Here is a 13,639-nt window from a genome sequence, read left to right as displayed (position 1 = left end):
ACTCGAGTTACTGGGGGACTGTGGCGACACGGCGGCAACCGCCCTCTTCCGCTTCACAAGGTTATGGACAGCGGGAACAAAGGCTACGCCTCCCCGGCAGGGATGGTCAGGCCGGGCCCGGTCATCGTCGCGCAAGTCACATCCGCAGGTGTGTTTCGGCGGCGGAAATGGCGGGAAACAACCGGGGTTCCCCTAGGAAACAGGCGTGCACGGGTGCGACGACGGGAGCCGCGCACGGCCTCCGTGCGAGCTTGTTCCCCCCTTCCACGTGGTCACACGCGCCGACCGGCGGGAACGCCGGTCGATCTTGAAGGGTTCTTGGTTCGAACTTTACGTCAACCCGGGTGCGGGGAAACTCCCGGAAGGGTGACGAGCATGCGACAGCCGCGCTCGGATTCGGCCACGCGGATCCGTCCGCCGTGCAGTTCCACGGCCCAGCGGGCGATCGCGAGGCCGAGGCCGGTGCCGCCGTCGCTGCCCGGACCGTGCGAAGGCGCGGCCGAGCCCCGGTTGAAACGTTCGAAGACGCGGTGCCACTCGGTGCGCGGGATGCCCGGACCCTCGTCCTGGACCTCCAGCGTCAGCGAACCCGGGTACGGGCCGCCGCGGGCGCGCACGGTGACCCGGCCGCGGGCCGGGCTGTGCTTCATCGCGTTGTCGATCAGGTTGGCGAGCACCTGGTGCAGCCGCTCGGGGTCCGCGTGCGCGGTCAGGCCGGTGGGCTGCACGTCCAGGTGGAGGTGGACGTCGCTGCGGGTGTGGGTGCCCGAGCCGGAGGCCAGGCCGGGACGGGCCGCGGCGATCATCCCGGCCTCCTTGATGATCCCGGAGAGGTACGGCCACACCTCGAAGGTGCGCGCCTTCAGCGGCACCACGCCGTTGTCCAGCCGGGACAGGTCCAGCAGGGTGTCCACCAGCCGGCCCAGCCGCTCGGTCTGCCGCAGCGCCGTCCGCATGGTCTCCGGGTCCGCCTCGCAGACGCCGTCGACCACGTTCTCCAGCACCGCGCGCAGGCCGGCGATGGGGGTGCGCAGCTCGTGCGAGACGTTCGCCACGAGCTCCTTGCGCTGGCGGTCCTGGGCGTCCAGCTCGTCGGCCATCCGGTTGATGGCCCGGGACAGGTCGCCGAGCTCGTCCCGCCGGTTCTCGCTGACCCGGCGGCCGTAGTCGCCGTGCGCTATGGACCGGGCCACCCCGGTCATGGCGTCCAGCGGGGCGGTCAGCGACTGCGCCACGAACTGGGTGATCAGCAGCGTGGCGATCATGGAGAAGACCATGACGAAGCGCAACTCGGTGTCCGTGCGCAGCGCTATCAGCAGGAAGCCCGTGGTGATCAGCACCGAGGCCACGACCAGGACGCACAGCTTGGTCTTGATCGAGAACGGGCGCATGCCCCGCCGCGGGCACGGCGGCCCGTACGGTCCGTGCCCGCTCACCGGGCGCCCGGCCACCGGGTCGCTCGTCATGGCGTCGGCGTCTCCAGGGCGTAGCCCACGCCGTGCACCGTGCGGATGCGCTCGGCGCCGATCTTCCGGCGCAGCGCCTTGATGTGGCTGTCGACGGTCCGGGTGCCGGAGGCGTCGGCCCAGTCCCACACCTCGGCCAGCAGCTGCTCGCGGGAGAGCACCGCGCGCGGGGTGTTGGCCAGGCACACCAGCAGGTCGAACTCGGTGGGCGTCAGGTGGACGTCCTCGGAGCGGACCCGCACCCGGCGCTGGGCGTGGTCGATCTCCAGCTCGCCCAGGCGCAGCACGCCCGAGCGCGGCGTCGCCGCGGCCAGCGCCGCGCGCTCCATGCGGCGCAGCAGCACGTGCACCCGCGCCGCCAGCTCCCGCATGGAGAAGGGCTTGGTCATGTAGTCGTCGGCGCCGACGCCCAGGCCGACCAGCATGTCGGTCTCGTCGTCACGCGCGGTGAGCATCAGCACCGGCACCGGCCGCTGCGCCTGCACGCGGCGGCAGACCTCGAGGCCGTCGAAGCCGGGCAGCATGACGTCGAGGATCAGCAGGTCGGGCTGCCAGGCCGCCGCGGTGTCCACGGCGGACGGTCCGTCGCCCGCCGTCTGCACCAGGAATCCCTCGGCGCGCAGGCGGGCCGCGATGGCGTCGACGATCGTCGGGTCGTCCTCGACCACCAGGACTCTGCGCTGAGCGCCCTGCGTCGTCGTGCTTCCGCTGTGCGAGGTGTGTGTCTGCTCCATCGCCCGCCCCTGGTGTGCTTTCCGGAATCCGTGGGGTGATTCCCGTGCCTGCGGTCATGGCCCCGATGATCGGCGCCAGGGGCAGCGTACGGGGATTCACCCGGGGAGAGCCATCCCGGGCCGCAGGGCGAGGTGCACCACGTCGGGGACTCCTCGGGCAACGGGGACCTCATCGGTACGCACCTGTCGGAATCCGGCATTCCGCAAGCTTCCTTCGAATTCCGCGGACGGTTGCGCGGACCAGACCGCCAGTACGCCGTCGGGGCGCAGAACCCTTGCGCAGCTTGCGAGTCCGGCCGGTGCGTAGAGGCCGTCGTTGCCCTCGTCGACGGTCCATCCGGGGCCGTTGTCGATGTCCAGGCACAAGGCGTCCCAGGTGTGGGATGTCACATCCAGATAACGAATCAGGTCGGCCTCGACGATCTCCGTGCGCGGGTCCGCGAGGACGTCGGCGGTGAGGTGGGAGAGGGGGCCGCCGCGGTGCCAGTCGATCACCGCGGGTTCGCGCTCGACCACCGTGATCCGGCCCCAGCGGGGGTCGGCCGCGGCGTGTGCGAGCGAAAACCCGACGCCCAGGCCGCCGATCAGCAGGTGCGGTTCCCCGCGGCCGCCCGTCTCCTCCAGGGCGCGGGCGGCGGCGTCGACCAGCAGGCGCTCGGAGCGGCCGTCGGAGGTGTCCATCAGGAAGCAGCCGTTGGCGATGATCTGCAGGAGGGCGCCGTGGCGGCGCAGGACGACCTCGCCGTGGGGGCCGGTGCGGCGGTCCACGACGACGGGGGCTTCGGTCTCCCCCGCCTGCGCGGGGGTGTACGCGGCGGACATGGCCCCCATCCTGCCAAGGGTGGTGGCCGGATACCGGCGAACGGAGGATCCGGCGGGCCGGTGCGGGAACGGGCGCCCTTTCCGGGGGAGCTCTACGGGCGTAGCGTCGACATGGCATCACTGACATGTCCGCGCCAAGCAACTCCAGGCTTTCCGCTCCCCTCACCGGAGGTACGCATGTCCGTGCTCAGACCCTCGCGCGCCCTTCTCGCCGGCGCGCTCCTCGCGGCCCTCGCCGTGTCCACCGTCACCCCCGCCTCGGCCGACGGGTCCGCCGCGGCCGGCCGGCCCCCCGCCCGCGGCTCGGCCCACCTGGGCATGGGCGTCCTCGCCCACGACGGGCGGCAGGGCGACCCCTCCGGCCCCAGGGCCGTCGCCACCCAGACCGAGGGCGTCGACGTCAGCGGCCACCAGGGCAACGTGGACTGGGCCGCGCTGTGGAACAGCGGCGTGAAGTGGGCCTACGTCAAGGCCACCGAGGGGACGTACTACAAGAACACGTACTTCACGCAGCAGTACAACGGCTCGTACAACATCGGGATGATCCGCGGCACGTACCACTTCGCCACCCCGGACACCACGTCCGGCGCGGCCCAGGCCCACTACTTCGTCGACAACGGGGGCGGATGGTCCCGCGACGGCAAGACCCTGCCGGGCGTGCTGGACATCGAGTGGAACCCGTACGGGGACGCCTGCTACGGCAGGACGCAGAGCCAGATGGTGGCGTGGATCCGTGACTTCGTCACCACCTACAGGGCGCGGACCGGGCGCGACGCGGTGATCTACACCGCCACCAGCTGGTGGACCCAGTGCACCGGCAATTACAGCGGCTTCGGCTCCACCAACCCGCTCTGGATCGCGCGCTACGCCACCTCGGTGGGCACGCTGCCGGCCGGATGGCCGTACTACACGATGTGGCAGTACACCTCGACCGGGCCGATCGTCGGCGACCACAACCGGTTCAACCCCGCGTCCGCGTCACGCCGGCGCGGGCAAGGCGGCCGCGGGCGGTGCCGTACGCACGGCCCCCGGTCCGCGTCACGCAGGCGCGGGGTGCGGCGACGCGGCCGCACGCCCCGCGACGGGCAGGCCCCGCCCGGGCACGGTCCCGTGCGCCAGGCCGGGCCGCTCAGAGGTGGAGGTGGGCGACCGTGGCGTCGTCGTGGGTCTTGGAGGGGCCGAGGAACGCGCGGGCCGTGGCGTCGGCGGCCTCCAGCGCGCGGACCTCCGCGACGAGCGCCGCCGCCCCCCGCTCGCGGACCAGCGTGACCACGTCGGCCCAGCCTCCCCGTCCGAAGACCTCGACCCACCGGGCCGCCCCGTCGGTGAGGGCGGTCAGCGACCGCACCCCGCGCCGCGGCACGACGCCCGTGACCGCCCGCCCGGCGACCCGCGGATCCGCCGCCGCCGTCCAGAAGCCGCCCTCCTTGTTGCGCAGCGTCGCGTCGACCACCGCGGCCGACCGCAGCCGTTCCCGGGGGATCCGCGCGAGCCGGTCGTCGGTGTGGGCGGTCACCTCCCCGCCGTCCCGCTCGATCAGCAGCACCGAGTCGGCGAGCGCCAGGTGCTCCACCGTCTCCGCGTCCCACCGCGCGACGACCACCGTGGCCTGCGGGGTTCGCGGGTGAGAAAGGTCACAACCGTCCGCGTGTGCGGCGGCCGTCCGCCCGATCGCCCCGGCGAGCACCTCCGTGAGGGGAAGATCCCGCCGGGATAGGGACAGTTCGGTCAGCGCGCCGCCGAGCCGGGCGGTGAACCAGGGCACGGAATGCACACACCCGGTTCCGCCGCGTGGAGGAGTCACCCCGTCGAGCATCACCAGCGCCCCGCCGAGGCCGGACGCGGGGAGTCCGACGGAGACGAAGTCCTCGTTGGGAAAGCCGAGTTCGGAGGGCTCGGAGACCAGGTCGGTGCGCATGCGGCCAGTCTGCACCGGGCTCGGCGGCTGCCGCGAGGGCGCCGCGAGGGCACTGCGGGGGCGTCCGGCGGCGGCCCGCGGCGCGTCGGGGAACTCCCCGCCCGTGCCCGGTTGGTGGCGAAACGGCGGAGTTGTGAAGGCGTGGCGGCGAATCCTGCCAAAGACCGTGACGGTCGTCCACCTGGCGCTCCGGACGTCCGCGTGGACGACCGCACGGGTGGGGGGCTGGAACTTGCCCCTCAACTAGCCTCCGATGTTCACTCCTTCGGGTGGCGGGACGGTTGATGACCGGTCACCGCCCACCGGCACTGGGAGGGTCGGACACCGAAAACCGGAACCGTACCGGGTGAGTGTCGCCCCAGTTGACGGCAGGTCACCCGGGCCTTGGGTACACGAGTCAGGAATGCGAGCACCGGTGCAGAAGACGCGGCCTCGGCGTACGGGCAAGAAGAAGGCCTCCCGCGAGGGCACGGAGAACTCGCCCACCACCACCGGCACCCCGGGCGCCTCCGCCCCGGCCGGCGGCGAGGTGGGCCGGGGCCGTCCCACGCATGTACGCAACCGGCTCATCGTCGCGGTGGCCGTGGTGGCCGCCGCCGTCGCGGGAGCCGGCGCCCCCTCCGTCCTGTCCGCCGCGGGGCGGCTGGACGAGAGCAAGGACCTGGTCACGCTCACCGAGCGGACCCAGGACGCGCTGACCCTCGCCCACGCCCTCGCCGACGAGCGGGACGAGGTCACCCCGTACATCGCCGCCGGGCGCCCCGAGTCCCGGGCCCCGTCCGAGCAGCGCGGCGCGCGGGTGGACCGTGAGATAGAGGATCTGCGGGCCGACGCCGACGTCCCGGCCGCGCTCCGGGCAGACCTGGACGAGATCGCCACCGTCCGGCGGGCGGCGCTCTCCGGCAAGAGCACCGCCCTCGAGGCGCACGAGGCCTACTCCCGGGCCGTCGCCGAGCTGCACGGGCTGGCCGGCGACCTGGCCGACCGGATGCCGCCGCGGGCCGGGGCCGGCGCGCACGCGCTGGCCGACCTCGACTCCGCCGTCCAGCAGGCGGCCGCCGCCCGCGGCCTGCTGCTGGCCGCGCTGGCCGTGCCGAGCACCAGCACCTCCGTCTTCGACCCGGTCACCGGCACCACCACGACCACCTCGGTGGCCTCCGAGGCCGACGCCGCCCAGCGGGACGCGCTCACCGCCGCCGCCCAGCAGGCCCGGGTCCGCTCGGACGCCGCGCTCGCCGAGTTCCGCGCCACGGCGCCGGGCCGGACCGCGGCCGCGTTCGACTCCACCGTCACCGGTCCGGAGTCGGAGGCCGCGGGCAAGTACCTGGAGCGCCTCACCGACCAGCCGGTGATGAACGACAAGGACCTGGCCACCGACCCCGAGAAGCTGGCCGCCGCGCTCTCCGCCCGGCTGGAGCTGATGCGCGGCGCCGAGGCCTCGCTCTACGAGGGCCGCGCGAAGGACCTCGTGGAGCTGCGTGACAACGATGTAACGGAGCTGGAGATCCGCATCGCGGCGCTGGTCGCGCTGCTGCTGGTGGCCGTCGGCATCGCCACCGCGCTGGCCCGCTCGCTGACCCGGCCGCTGGCCGTGCTGCGGCTCGGCTCGGCCAGGCTCGCGCAGAACCCGGAGGGCGAGGAGCCGATCCGGTTCACCGGCCGCAAGGACGAGTTCGCCCAGGTCGTCCGCTCGGTCAACACCCTGCACGGCCACGCGCTCGCCCTCCAGGAGCGGCTGACCACGCTGGAGGCCGACCGCAAGCACCTGATCGGCGAGCGGCAGCGGATGGCGGACGCGCGCGAGGAACTGCGCGCCGAGCTGAAGAGCGCGCAGGAGCAGCTGGACAAGTCGCAGAACTCCGTCGAGGGCGCCTACGTCAGCCTCGCGCTGCGGATCCTCGGGCTGGTCGAGCGGCAGCTCACCGTCATCGAGGGCCTGGAGGCCCGCGAGGAGGACCCGGAGGGGCTCTCCACGCTCTTCAAGGTCGACCACTTCGCCACCGTGATGCGCCGCCACAGCGAGAACCTGCTGGTGCTGGCGGGCGTCGAGCACGGGCAGCAGCACGCGGGACCGGTGCCGCTGGTCGACGTGGTGCGCGCCGCGGTCAGCGAGATCGAGCGGTACGAGCGGGTGCGGATCGGGGCGCTGCCGCCGGCCGCGCACATCGCGGGCTTCGCCGCGGACGACCTGAGCCACCTGCTGGCCGAGCTGCTGGAGAACGCCACGTCGTTCTCGCCGCCGGAGCTGCCGGTGGAGGTGTCCGGCTGGCTGCTGGAGAGCGGCGAGGTGATGCTCTCCGTCCAGGACGAGGGCATCGGCGTCACCGCCGACCGGCTGGAGCGGCTCAACGCCCGTCTGGCCGACTTCGACCCCGAGCGGCCGCACGGCCCGGAGGGCGACGAGGGGCTGGGCCTCGGCCTCTACGTGGTGGCCCGCCTCGCGCACCGGCACGGGGTGCGGGTGCGGCTGCGGGAGCAGAAGCAGGGCGGCGTGACCGCCGTCGCGGTGCTGCCCACGTCGCTGCTGGCCGCCGCGCCCGCCGCGGCGCCGGTCACCAGCGCGCCGGTGGGGAAGCCGGGGGCGCCGACCACGCTGCCGGGGGCGGACGCGGAGGCCAACTCCAACGTGCTGCCCGGGCGCGCGCGGTCCACGGCCGCCGTGCGGGAGCGGGCGGCGCTCGACGCCGCCGGTGAGGACCGGCTCGCCGCCGAGGCGGTCGAGGCGGGTCCCGCCCCGGCTCCCGAGCCGCGGGACGGGACCGTCTCCGGTGACGGCGCGGGCGCCGGCCTCGGCGTGACCGCAGACGCCGGGACCGCCGCGGAGGGGCAGCCGGTCGACGCCGTCATCGCCGCGGCGGAGAAGGCCATCAGCGCCGCCGAGGCGGCGGAGGCCGCCCGGACCGGGGCCGTCCGGACCGAGGCCGTCGCCGCGGGCGTCGCGGACGGCCCCACGACGGCCACCTCGGGCACCGGCCTCACGGCGGCCGCGGCCACCGGTGACGCCGGCAGCGCCGCCACCGGTGCGGACGCCGACCGTGCCGGTGGGGACCGGCAGGGGACGGCGGCGGAGGAGACCACCACGCTCCGCCTGCCCGGGCAGAAGTCCGGTGGAAGGGCCGGAGGCGGGGAAGACGGCGAGGGGAACGCCGACGACCCCCACGCGATCGTGCCCGAGCGGCACGGGAGGGCGGACGGCGAGGCGGAGGCCGAGCCGGTCACCGGCAAGGGCCTGCCCAAGCGCACGCCCAGGGCGGTGTCGGTCCCGGCTCCGCGCGAGCGCACCGGCGCGGTGGACGCCGAGGCACTGCGGCGCCGGCTCGGCGGGTTCCGCAAGGGCTCGCAGGCCGGCCGCCGCGACGTCGAGGCGGAGCTGGCGGCGACGAACGGCGGGCCGGGCGAGGGGACGCCGGGCACGCGGGGGGAACGCGACGGGGCCGGCGACGTGCCCCGTCCGCGTCAGGGGAACGCATCCGAGCAGGCCATGGGGGGCACCGTCGAGGAGGCAAGCAGTTGACCGCGCCCAGCACCGTCGGACTGAGCAGTGAGGCTCGCAACCTGCACTGGCTGTTGACCAACCTCGTCGAGGAGGTGCCCGGACTCCTGTCGGTGGCGGTCGTCTCCTCCGACGGGCTGCTCCTGCTCTCCTCCGATCCGGCCGACCACGCGCCGAAGGAGGAGAAGAAGGCCCCCACCGGGCCACGCGGTTCGGCCGCCGACCTGGCCACCGTGGTGTCCGGCATCGGCAGCCTGACCGTCGGGGCGTCCAAGCTCCTGGACTTCGGCACCGTCCGCCAGACCATGATCGCCATGGAGGAGGGCAGCCTCTTCGTCACCGCGATCAGCGACGGGTCGCTCCTGGGCGCGCACGCCGCGCCCGACTGCGACATGAGCGTGATCGCGTACCACATGGCGCTCTTCGTGGGCCGCGCCGGCCACGTGCTCACCCCCGAACTCCGCAGCGAGCTGCGGGACTCGATGGAACGCAAGGCCGACACGGGGAGGAACGGACGATGAGCGCCCCCAAGCTTCCGGTGCGCGGCGGCGAGAACCGCAAGCCGGCCCGCGTGCGGCCCTATTCGCTCACCGGCGGCCGGACCCGTTTCGGCCACGTGCTGCTGGTGGAGACGTTCGTCGCCGCGCTGGACGCGCCCCCGGAGCGCAAGGAACTGCCGAACGGCTCGTTCCTCGGCCGGGTGATGCCCGAGATGCGCGCCATCGTCGAACTCTGCCGCCGGATGCGCACGGTGGCGGAGATCGCCGCACTGCTCAAGATGCCGCTGGGCGTCGTCCGCGTACTGCTGAGCGACCTCGCGGACCAGGGAAAGATCCGCGTGTACGGGTCCGGGCACGTCTCCGGCCGACCCGATCGCGCACTGCTCGAAAGGGTGCTCCATGGCCTTCGCCGTCTCTGACGTCGTGAACCCCACCGTCTCCGACGCCGTGAACGCGGCCGAGGAGGAGGAGCTCCGGCCCTGGCAGACCGACCGGAACCGGGCGCCCGTGGCCACCAAGATCCTGGTGGCCGGCGGCTTCGGCGTCGGCAAGACGACCATGGTCGCCGCGGTCTCGGAGATCGAGCCGCTGGAGACCGAGGCCCTGATGACCGAGGCCAGCGTCGGCACCGACGACATCACCGCCACGCCGGGCAAGACCACCACCACGGTGGCGATGGACTTCGGCCGCATCACCCTCGACGACGACCTGGTCCTCTACCTCTTCGGCACCCCCGGCCAGCAGCGCTTCTGGTTCATGTGGGACGACATCGCCCGCGGCGCGGTCGGCGCCGTGGTGCTGGCGGACACCCGCCGGCTCAAGGACTGCTGGCCCGCGCTGGACTACTTCGAGAGCTGCGGGCTGCCCTACGTGGTGGCCGTCAACCACTTCGACGGCAGCGAGCGGTTCGAACCCGAGGACGTCCGGGAGGCGCTTTCCATACCCCCGGCCGTACCTGTCATGATCATGGACGCGCGCAGCCGGATCTCGGTGATCGAGACCTTGCTGGGCCTCGTCGGCCACGCGCTCGAGGCCCTTCCCGAATAAGGCCCGCCTGTCACCCCTGAGCAACCGGGCGCGACCCCAGCGTCCGGAGTAGGAGACATCCCGCATGCGGAAGATACTCGTCGTCGGAGCCGGCCAGTCCGGTCTCCAGCTCGCCCTCGGCCTCCAGCAGCACGGGTACGAGGTCACCCTGATGTCCAACCGGACCGCGGACGAGATCCGCTCCGGCCGCGTCATGTCGACGCAGTGCATGTTCCACACCGCCCTGCAGCACGAGCGGGACCTCCAGCTCAACTTCTGGGAGTCCCAGGCCCCGAGGATCGAGGGCCTGGGCGTCTCGGTCGCCGGTCCCGAGTCGCAGCGCGTGATCGACTGGGTGGGCAGGCTGGACGGGTACGCCCAGTCCGTGGACCAGCGGGTGAAGATGGCCGGCTGGATGGAGACCTTCGCCCAGCGCGGCGGCCAGCTGGTCATCCACGGTGCGGCCGTCTCCGACCTCGACTACTTCTCCCGCGCCTACGACCTGGTGCTGGTCTCCGCCGGCAAGGGCGAGCTCGTCTCCATGTTCGAGCGCGACGCCTCGCGGTCGCCCTACGGCGAGCCGCAGCGCGCGCTGGCGGTGGCCTACGTCCACGGCCTGGGCCCGCGCCCGGAGCACCCCGAGTTCGACGCGGTCCGCTGCAACCTGGTGCCGGGCGTCGGCGAGCTGTTCGTCATGCCGACGTACACCCTCTCCGGCCGGGCCGACATCCTCTTCTGGGAGGGCGTCCCCGGTGGCCCGCTGGACGTCTTCCGGGGCGTCAAGGACCCGTCCGAGCACCTGGCGCTCACCCTGGAGCTGATGGAGCGCTTCACCCCCTGGGAGTACGCGCGCGCCACCAACGTGGAGCTCACCGACGCGGGCGGCACCCTCTCCGGCCGGTACGCGCCCACCGTGCGCAACCCGATCGGCCGGCTGCCCGGCGGCGGCTCGGTGCTCGGCGTCGCGGACGTGGTGGTGGCCAACGACCCGATCACCGGCCAGGGCTCCAACTCGGCCTCCAAGTGCGCCGCCGCCTACCTGGCGGCCATCCTCGAGCACGGCGACAAGCCGTTCGACGACGACTGGATGCGGGCCGCCTTCGACCGCTACTGGGCGACCGCCCAGCACGTCACCAAGTGGACCAACGCCATGCTGGCCCCGCCGCCGGAGCACGTGCTCGACGTGATCGGCGCGGCCGGTCAGCTCCAGCCGGTCGCCGACCGGTTCGCCAACGGGTTCAACGACCCCGCGGACTTCGAGAACTTCTTCTACGAGCCGGACAAGGCGAACGCCTACCTGGCCTCCGTCAGCGGCTGACGCCCCCGCGCCGCACGCACCGGTGGTCCCCGCCGCCCCGCCGCCCCGCCTCCCGGCCGGGCGGCGGGGTCGTTCCCGGTGCCGTTTCCGGGGGAGTGACGGGCGGTGCCGCGTGCCCGCCTCAAGGAGCCTCGGCCGCCGGCGCGCGGGCCGGCTCCCCGTCCCCCGCCCTCTTGCCGCCCGGCTCCGCCCCGGTACGGCGCTCGTGGGCGGACAGCGCCCTCAACTGCGCCGGAGTCAGCGAGGCGAGCAGTTCCTCGACGCGGCCGAGCCGGTCCCGGACCCGGTCGTCGGCCTTCCTCCGGCGCTCCGCCAGCACCAGCTGCGCGTCCAGCGCGGCGCGGGCGCGGCGGGCCAGGTCGCGCACCCGGTGCTCGCCGCCGGCCAGCCGCCGCACCGAGCGGGCGTGCTCGCGGGCCGCGCGGGCCACCATCCGGCCCTCCTCCACGGCGGTCTGCGGATCGCGGGCGAACAGGACCCGCACGTACGGCGACACCGCCCCCGCCGTGTTCCGGTACTGGGCCCGCGCGAACCGTCCGGCCGCCGCGCGGCCGTCGTCGAGGGAGAGCCGGGCCCGGGCCAGCTCGGCGTCGAGCCGGTCGGTCCTCTCCCGCTGCTCCCGGAGCCGTTCACCGGCGGCGTCGTACTCCTCGGCGGCCCGTCCGGCCTGCCGGTGGAGGGTGCGCAGATCGGCGAGGAGGACGGCGACCGGCCGGTGCCGGGCGGCGGAGGGAGGCGCCGGGTCGTCGTCGGCGAAGGCGGACGGCGCGGGGGAGAGGGCGCCGGACGCGACCGCCGCGGCGCACAGCAGGAGCGGAACGCGCCCGCCTCGCAGGCTTCCTGACATGACGTCACCTCCGGTGCGGGGCGGTCCTTCCGCTCCGCACCGGCAGGATGGGCGGGCCCGCCGCGGTCCGCGCGGCGGAGGTCGGCGGGTGGCGCAACGAGGTCACCCGTCGGTGGACCGGGCGGTGCGCGAGGTGCGTGACCAGGGCCAGCGCGGGCGGCCCTCGTCGCCGGTGCCGTCGGGGACGAAGACGTACTTCCAGCCGGCCGGCAGCCCGAGCCGGCGGCCGTGCGCCCGGGGCTCCCGGCGGTAGACCAGGACCGTGGGCCGCGCGCCGTCCGGGCCGGGCACCGGCACCTTGTAGTACTTCGGCGGCTGCCCGGTCATCCCCAGCAGCACGGGCAGGCTCCGCCCGTCCAGGGGGCCGCCCTTGAAGGGCGTCTCTTCACTCTTCACCCCACCAGTGTGGCGCGCGTGCCCGCCGCGCCCCGGAAGGGGGCGCGGCGGGCACGGCGGAGCCGCGGGCACGGCGGAGCCGCGGGCGCGGTCAGGCCAGCAGGCCGGAGGACTGCCAGAGCTTGCGGCCCGCGCCGCGCAGCACGCCGATGTCGTCGAGGAAGTCGGTCAGCTTCCTGGCACCGGTCTGCATCACGTCCCGGCGGTGGCCGCTGTTCCTCACCTGCTCCATCGCCTGCCGCTTGTCGAGGCCGACGTTGGTGTACACCTCCGGGTTGATGAACGCGACCGAGAAGACCCGGGCGAACTCCCCGGACGTCAGCCGGGTGAACTCGCGCGACCAGCGCGGCGCGGTCACCATCTGGCGGCGCAGCTCCTCGCGGGCGTAGCGGACGTGGCGGGCCTCCTCCACGACGTGGATCCGGGTGACGCCGCGGGTGAGGGTCTGGACCCGCTCGTCCGGGAAGGTCAGCCGCTGCATCCAGTCCAGGATCTCCTCGCCCAGCAGGGTGGCGGTGAACGACCCGGGGGTGGTGGAGATGGTCTTGAAGAGCCGCCCCAGGTTCTGGTGCACGGTGCTGACCGGGTACTCCGGGCAGCCGGAGCGCTGGATGAACCGGGCGAACATCTTGGAGTGCCGGCACTCGTCCTCGATCTCGGTGAGGGCGTACCGGACGTGGTTGCTGGTGGGGTTCTTGTCGTAGATGTGCCGGCAGAGCAGCTGCATCAGGATGATCTCGAACCAGATGCCGAGGGAGCAGAGCGCGGCCGCCTCGTGCCGGGAGAGCTCGATGCGCTGTTCCTCGCTCATCCGCTTCCACAGCGGGGTGCCGTAGAGCGACACCAGCTCCGGGGGCCAGAACCACTTGCCCTCCTCGAAGGGCGCGTCCCAGTCCAGCTCCTTGTCCGGGTCGAAGGAGTGCTTCGCGGACGAGTCGAGCAGCCGCTTGGCGACCTGCTCGCGGTCCTTCAGCAGGCCGAGCGCGTCACGCAATCCGGCGAGCGTGTCGGTGTCCGTCACGGTCGTCATGGCTCTCCACCTCGTCGTGCGGTCGGTCGTACGAGTGTTACCGGCGGTACTCTCTTATGAGACTGCGTGTCAGCAAGGGCGTCAATCCC

At 73.6% G+C, this 13,639-nt stretch carries 12 protein-coding genes and 1 pseudogene; 6 read left to right on the top strand and 7 right to left on the bottom strand.

Features of this window, described 5'->3' with window-relative positions; all coding sequences use genetic code 11:
- Window positions 1–335: 335 nt before the first annotated feature.
- The 3 genes from A2U95_RS06330 to A2U95_RS06320 all read right to left on the bottom strand — a co-directional run bounded on the left by A2U95_RS06330 (window position 336) and on the right by A2U95_RS06320 (window position 3,031).
- Window positions 336–1,466 carry a sensor histidine kinase gene (locus A2U95_RS06330; RefSeq protein ID WP_420856969.1) on the bottom strand — a complete coding sequence of 377 codons (1,131 nt, stop codon included), beginning with the start codon at window positions 1,464–1,466 and terminating at the stop codon, window positions 336–338.
- Window positions 1,463–2,200 (bottom strand): response regulator transcription factor, encoded by a 738-nt coding sequence (locus tag A2U95_RS06325; protein ID WP_166021232.1) that lies wholly within the window; start codon window positions 2,198–2,200, stop codon window positions 1,463–1,465. Before A2U95_RS06325 ends, A2U95_RS06330 begins: the two co-directional genes overlap by 4 nt.
- 96 nt (window positions 2,201–2,296) lie before the next feature.
- Entirely contained in the window at window positions 2,297–3,031 is a 735-nt protein-coding gene (locus A2U95_RS06320; protein WP_240957216.1) for a spermidine synthase family protein, read from the bottom strand.
- 168 nt (window positions 3,032–3,199) lie between these two features.
- On the opposite strand from A2U95_RS06320, the pseudogene A2U95_RS06315 reads away from it, so the two are divergent.
- Window positions 3,200–3,994, top strand: a pseudogene (locus A2U95_RS06315) (lysozyme); the annotation flags it as partial.
- Window positions 3,995–4,151: 157 nt separating this feature from the next.
- On the opposite strand, the gene A2U95_RS06310 reads toward A2U95_RS06315, so the two are convergent.
- Window positions 4,152–4,940, bottom strand: coding sequence for a hypothetical protein (locus A2U95_RS06310; protein ID WP_166021231.1), 789 nt, complete (start codon window positions 4,938–4,940; stop codon window positions 4,152–4,154).
- Between the two features lie 415 nt (window positions 4,941–5,355).
- Between A2U95_RS06310 and A2U95_RS06305 the strand changes: the two genes are divergently transcribed.
- From A2U95_RS06305 to A2U95_RS06285, 5 genes are all read left to right on the top strand, one after another.
- The gene (locus tag A2U95_RS06305; protein WP_206282826.1) at window positions 5,356–8,454 is read left to right on the top strand and encodes a sensor histidine kinase; all 3,099 of its coding nucleotides are present in this window, start codon (window positions 5,356–5,358) and stop codon (window positions 8,452–8,454) included.
- Window positions 8,451–8,954 (top strand): roadblock/LC7 domain-containing protein, encoded by a 504-nt coding sequence (locus A2U95_RS06300; protein WP_166021229.1) that lies wholly within the window; start codon window positions 8,451–8,453, stop codon window positions 8,952–8,954. The genes A2U95_RS06305 and A2U95_RS06300 overlap by 4 nt, the downstream gene beginning before the upstream one ends.
- Window positions 8,951–9,352 (top strand): DUF742 domain-containing protein, encoded by a 402-nt coding sequence (locus A2U95_RS06295; protein WP_166021228.1) that lies wholly within the window; start codon window positions 8,951–8,953, stop codon window positions 9,350–9,352. Before A2U95_RS06300 ends, A2U95_RS06295 begins: the two co-directional genes overlap by 4 nt.
- On the top strand, window positions 9,333–9,980 hold the full coding sequence (locus tag A2U95_RS06290; protein WP_166021227.1) for a GTP-binding protein: 648 nt from the start codon (window positions 9,333–9,335) through the stop codon (window positions 9,978–9,980). Before A2U95_RS06295 ends, A2U95_RS06290 begins: the two co-directional genes overlap by 20 nt.
- A gap of 64 nt (window positions 9,981–10,044) precedes the next feature.
- Window positions 10,045–11,277: a styrene monooxygenase/indole monooxygenase family protein gene (locus A2U95_RS06285; protein WP_166021226.1), complete on the top strand. Its 1,233-nt coding sequence runs from the start codon at window positions 10,045–10,047 to the stop codon at window positions 11,275–11,277.
- 121 nt (window positions 11,278–11,398) lie between these two features.
- On the opposite strand, the gene A2U95_RS06280 is transcribed toward A2U95_RS06285, so the two are convergent.
- The 3 genes from A2U95_RS06280 to A2U95_RS06270 all read right to left on the bottom strand — a co-directional run bounded on the left by A2U95_RS06280 (window position 11,399) and on the right by A2U95_RS06270 (window position 13,550).
- On the bottom strand, window positions 11,399–12,124 hold the full coding sequence (locus A2U95_RS06280; RefSeq protein ID WP_166021225.1) for a coiled-coil domain-containing protein: 726 nt from the start codon (window positions 12,122–12,124) through the stop codon (window positions 11,399–11,401).
- Between the two features lie 102 nt (window positions 12,125–12,226).
- Window positions 12,227–12,520 (bottom strand): hypothetical protein, encoded by a 294-nt coding sequence (locus A2U95_RS06275; RefSeq protein ID WP_166021224.1) that lies wholly within the window; start codon window positions 12,518–12,520, stop codon window positions 12,227–12,229.
- Between the two features lie 91 nt (window positions 12,521–12,611).
- Entirely contained in the window at window positions 12,612–13,550 is a 939-nt protein-coding gene (locus A2U95_RS06270) for an AurF N-oxygenase family protein (protein ID WP_166021223.1), read from the bottom strand.
- Window positions 13,551–13,639: the final 89 nt, after the last annotated feature.

The organism is Streptomyces chilikensis, assembly GCF_001642695.1.
Classification (GTDB): Bacteria; Actinomycetota; Actinomycetes; order Streptomycetales; family Streptomycetaceae; genus Streptomyces; species Streptomyces chilikensis.
This window is presented reverse-complemented; position numbering and strand designations above follow the sequence as displayed.

Coding starts and splice junctions, on each gene's coding strand:
- A2U95_RS06330 (WP_420856969.1), bottom strand. CDS start 1,466: ATGACGAGCGACCCGGTGGCCGGGCGCCCGGTGAGCGGGCACGGACCG.
- A2U95_RS06325 (WP_166021232.1), bottom strand. CDS start 2,200: ATGGAGCAGACACACACCTCGCACAGCGGAAGCACGACGACGCAGGGC.
- A2U95_RS06320 (WP_240957216.1), bottom strand. CDS start 3,031: ATGGGGGCCATGTCCGCCGCGTACACCCCCGCGCAGGCGGGGGAGACC.
- A2U95_RS06310 (WP_166021231.1), bottom strand. CDS start 4,940: ATGCGCACCGACCTGGTCTCCGAGCCCTCCGAACTCGGCTTTCCCAAC.
- A2U95_RS06295 (WP_166021228.1), top strand. CDS start 8,951: ATGAGCGCCCCCAAGCTTCCGGTGCGCGGCGGCGAGAACCGCAAGCCG.
- A2U95_RS06290 (WP_166021227.1), top strand. CDS start 9,333: ATGGCCTTCGCCGTCTCTGACGTCGTGAACCCCACCGTCTCCGACGCC.
- A2U95_RS06285 (WP_166021226.1), top strand. CDS start 10,045: ATGCGGAAGATACTCGTCGTCGGAGCCGGCCAGTCCGGTCTCCAGCTC.
- A2U95_RS06280 (WP_166021225.1), bottom strand. CDS start 12,124: ATGTCAGGAAGCCTGCGAGGCGGGCGCGTTCCGCTCCTGCTGTGCGCC.
- A2U95_RS06270 (WP_166021223.1), bottom strand. CDS start 13,550: ATGACGACCGTGACGGACACCGACACGCTCGCCGGATTGCGTGACGCG.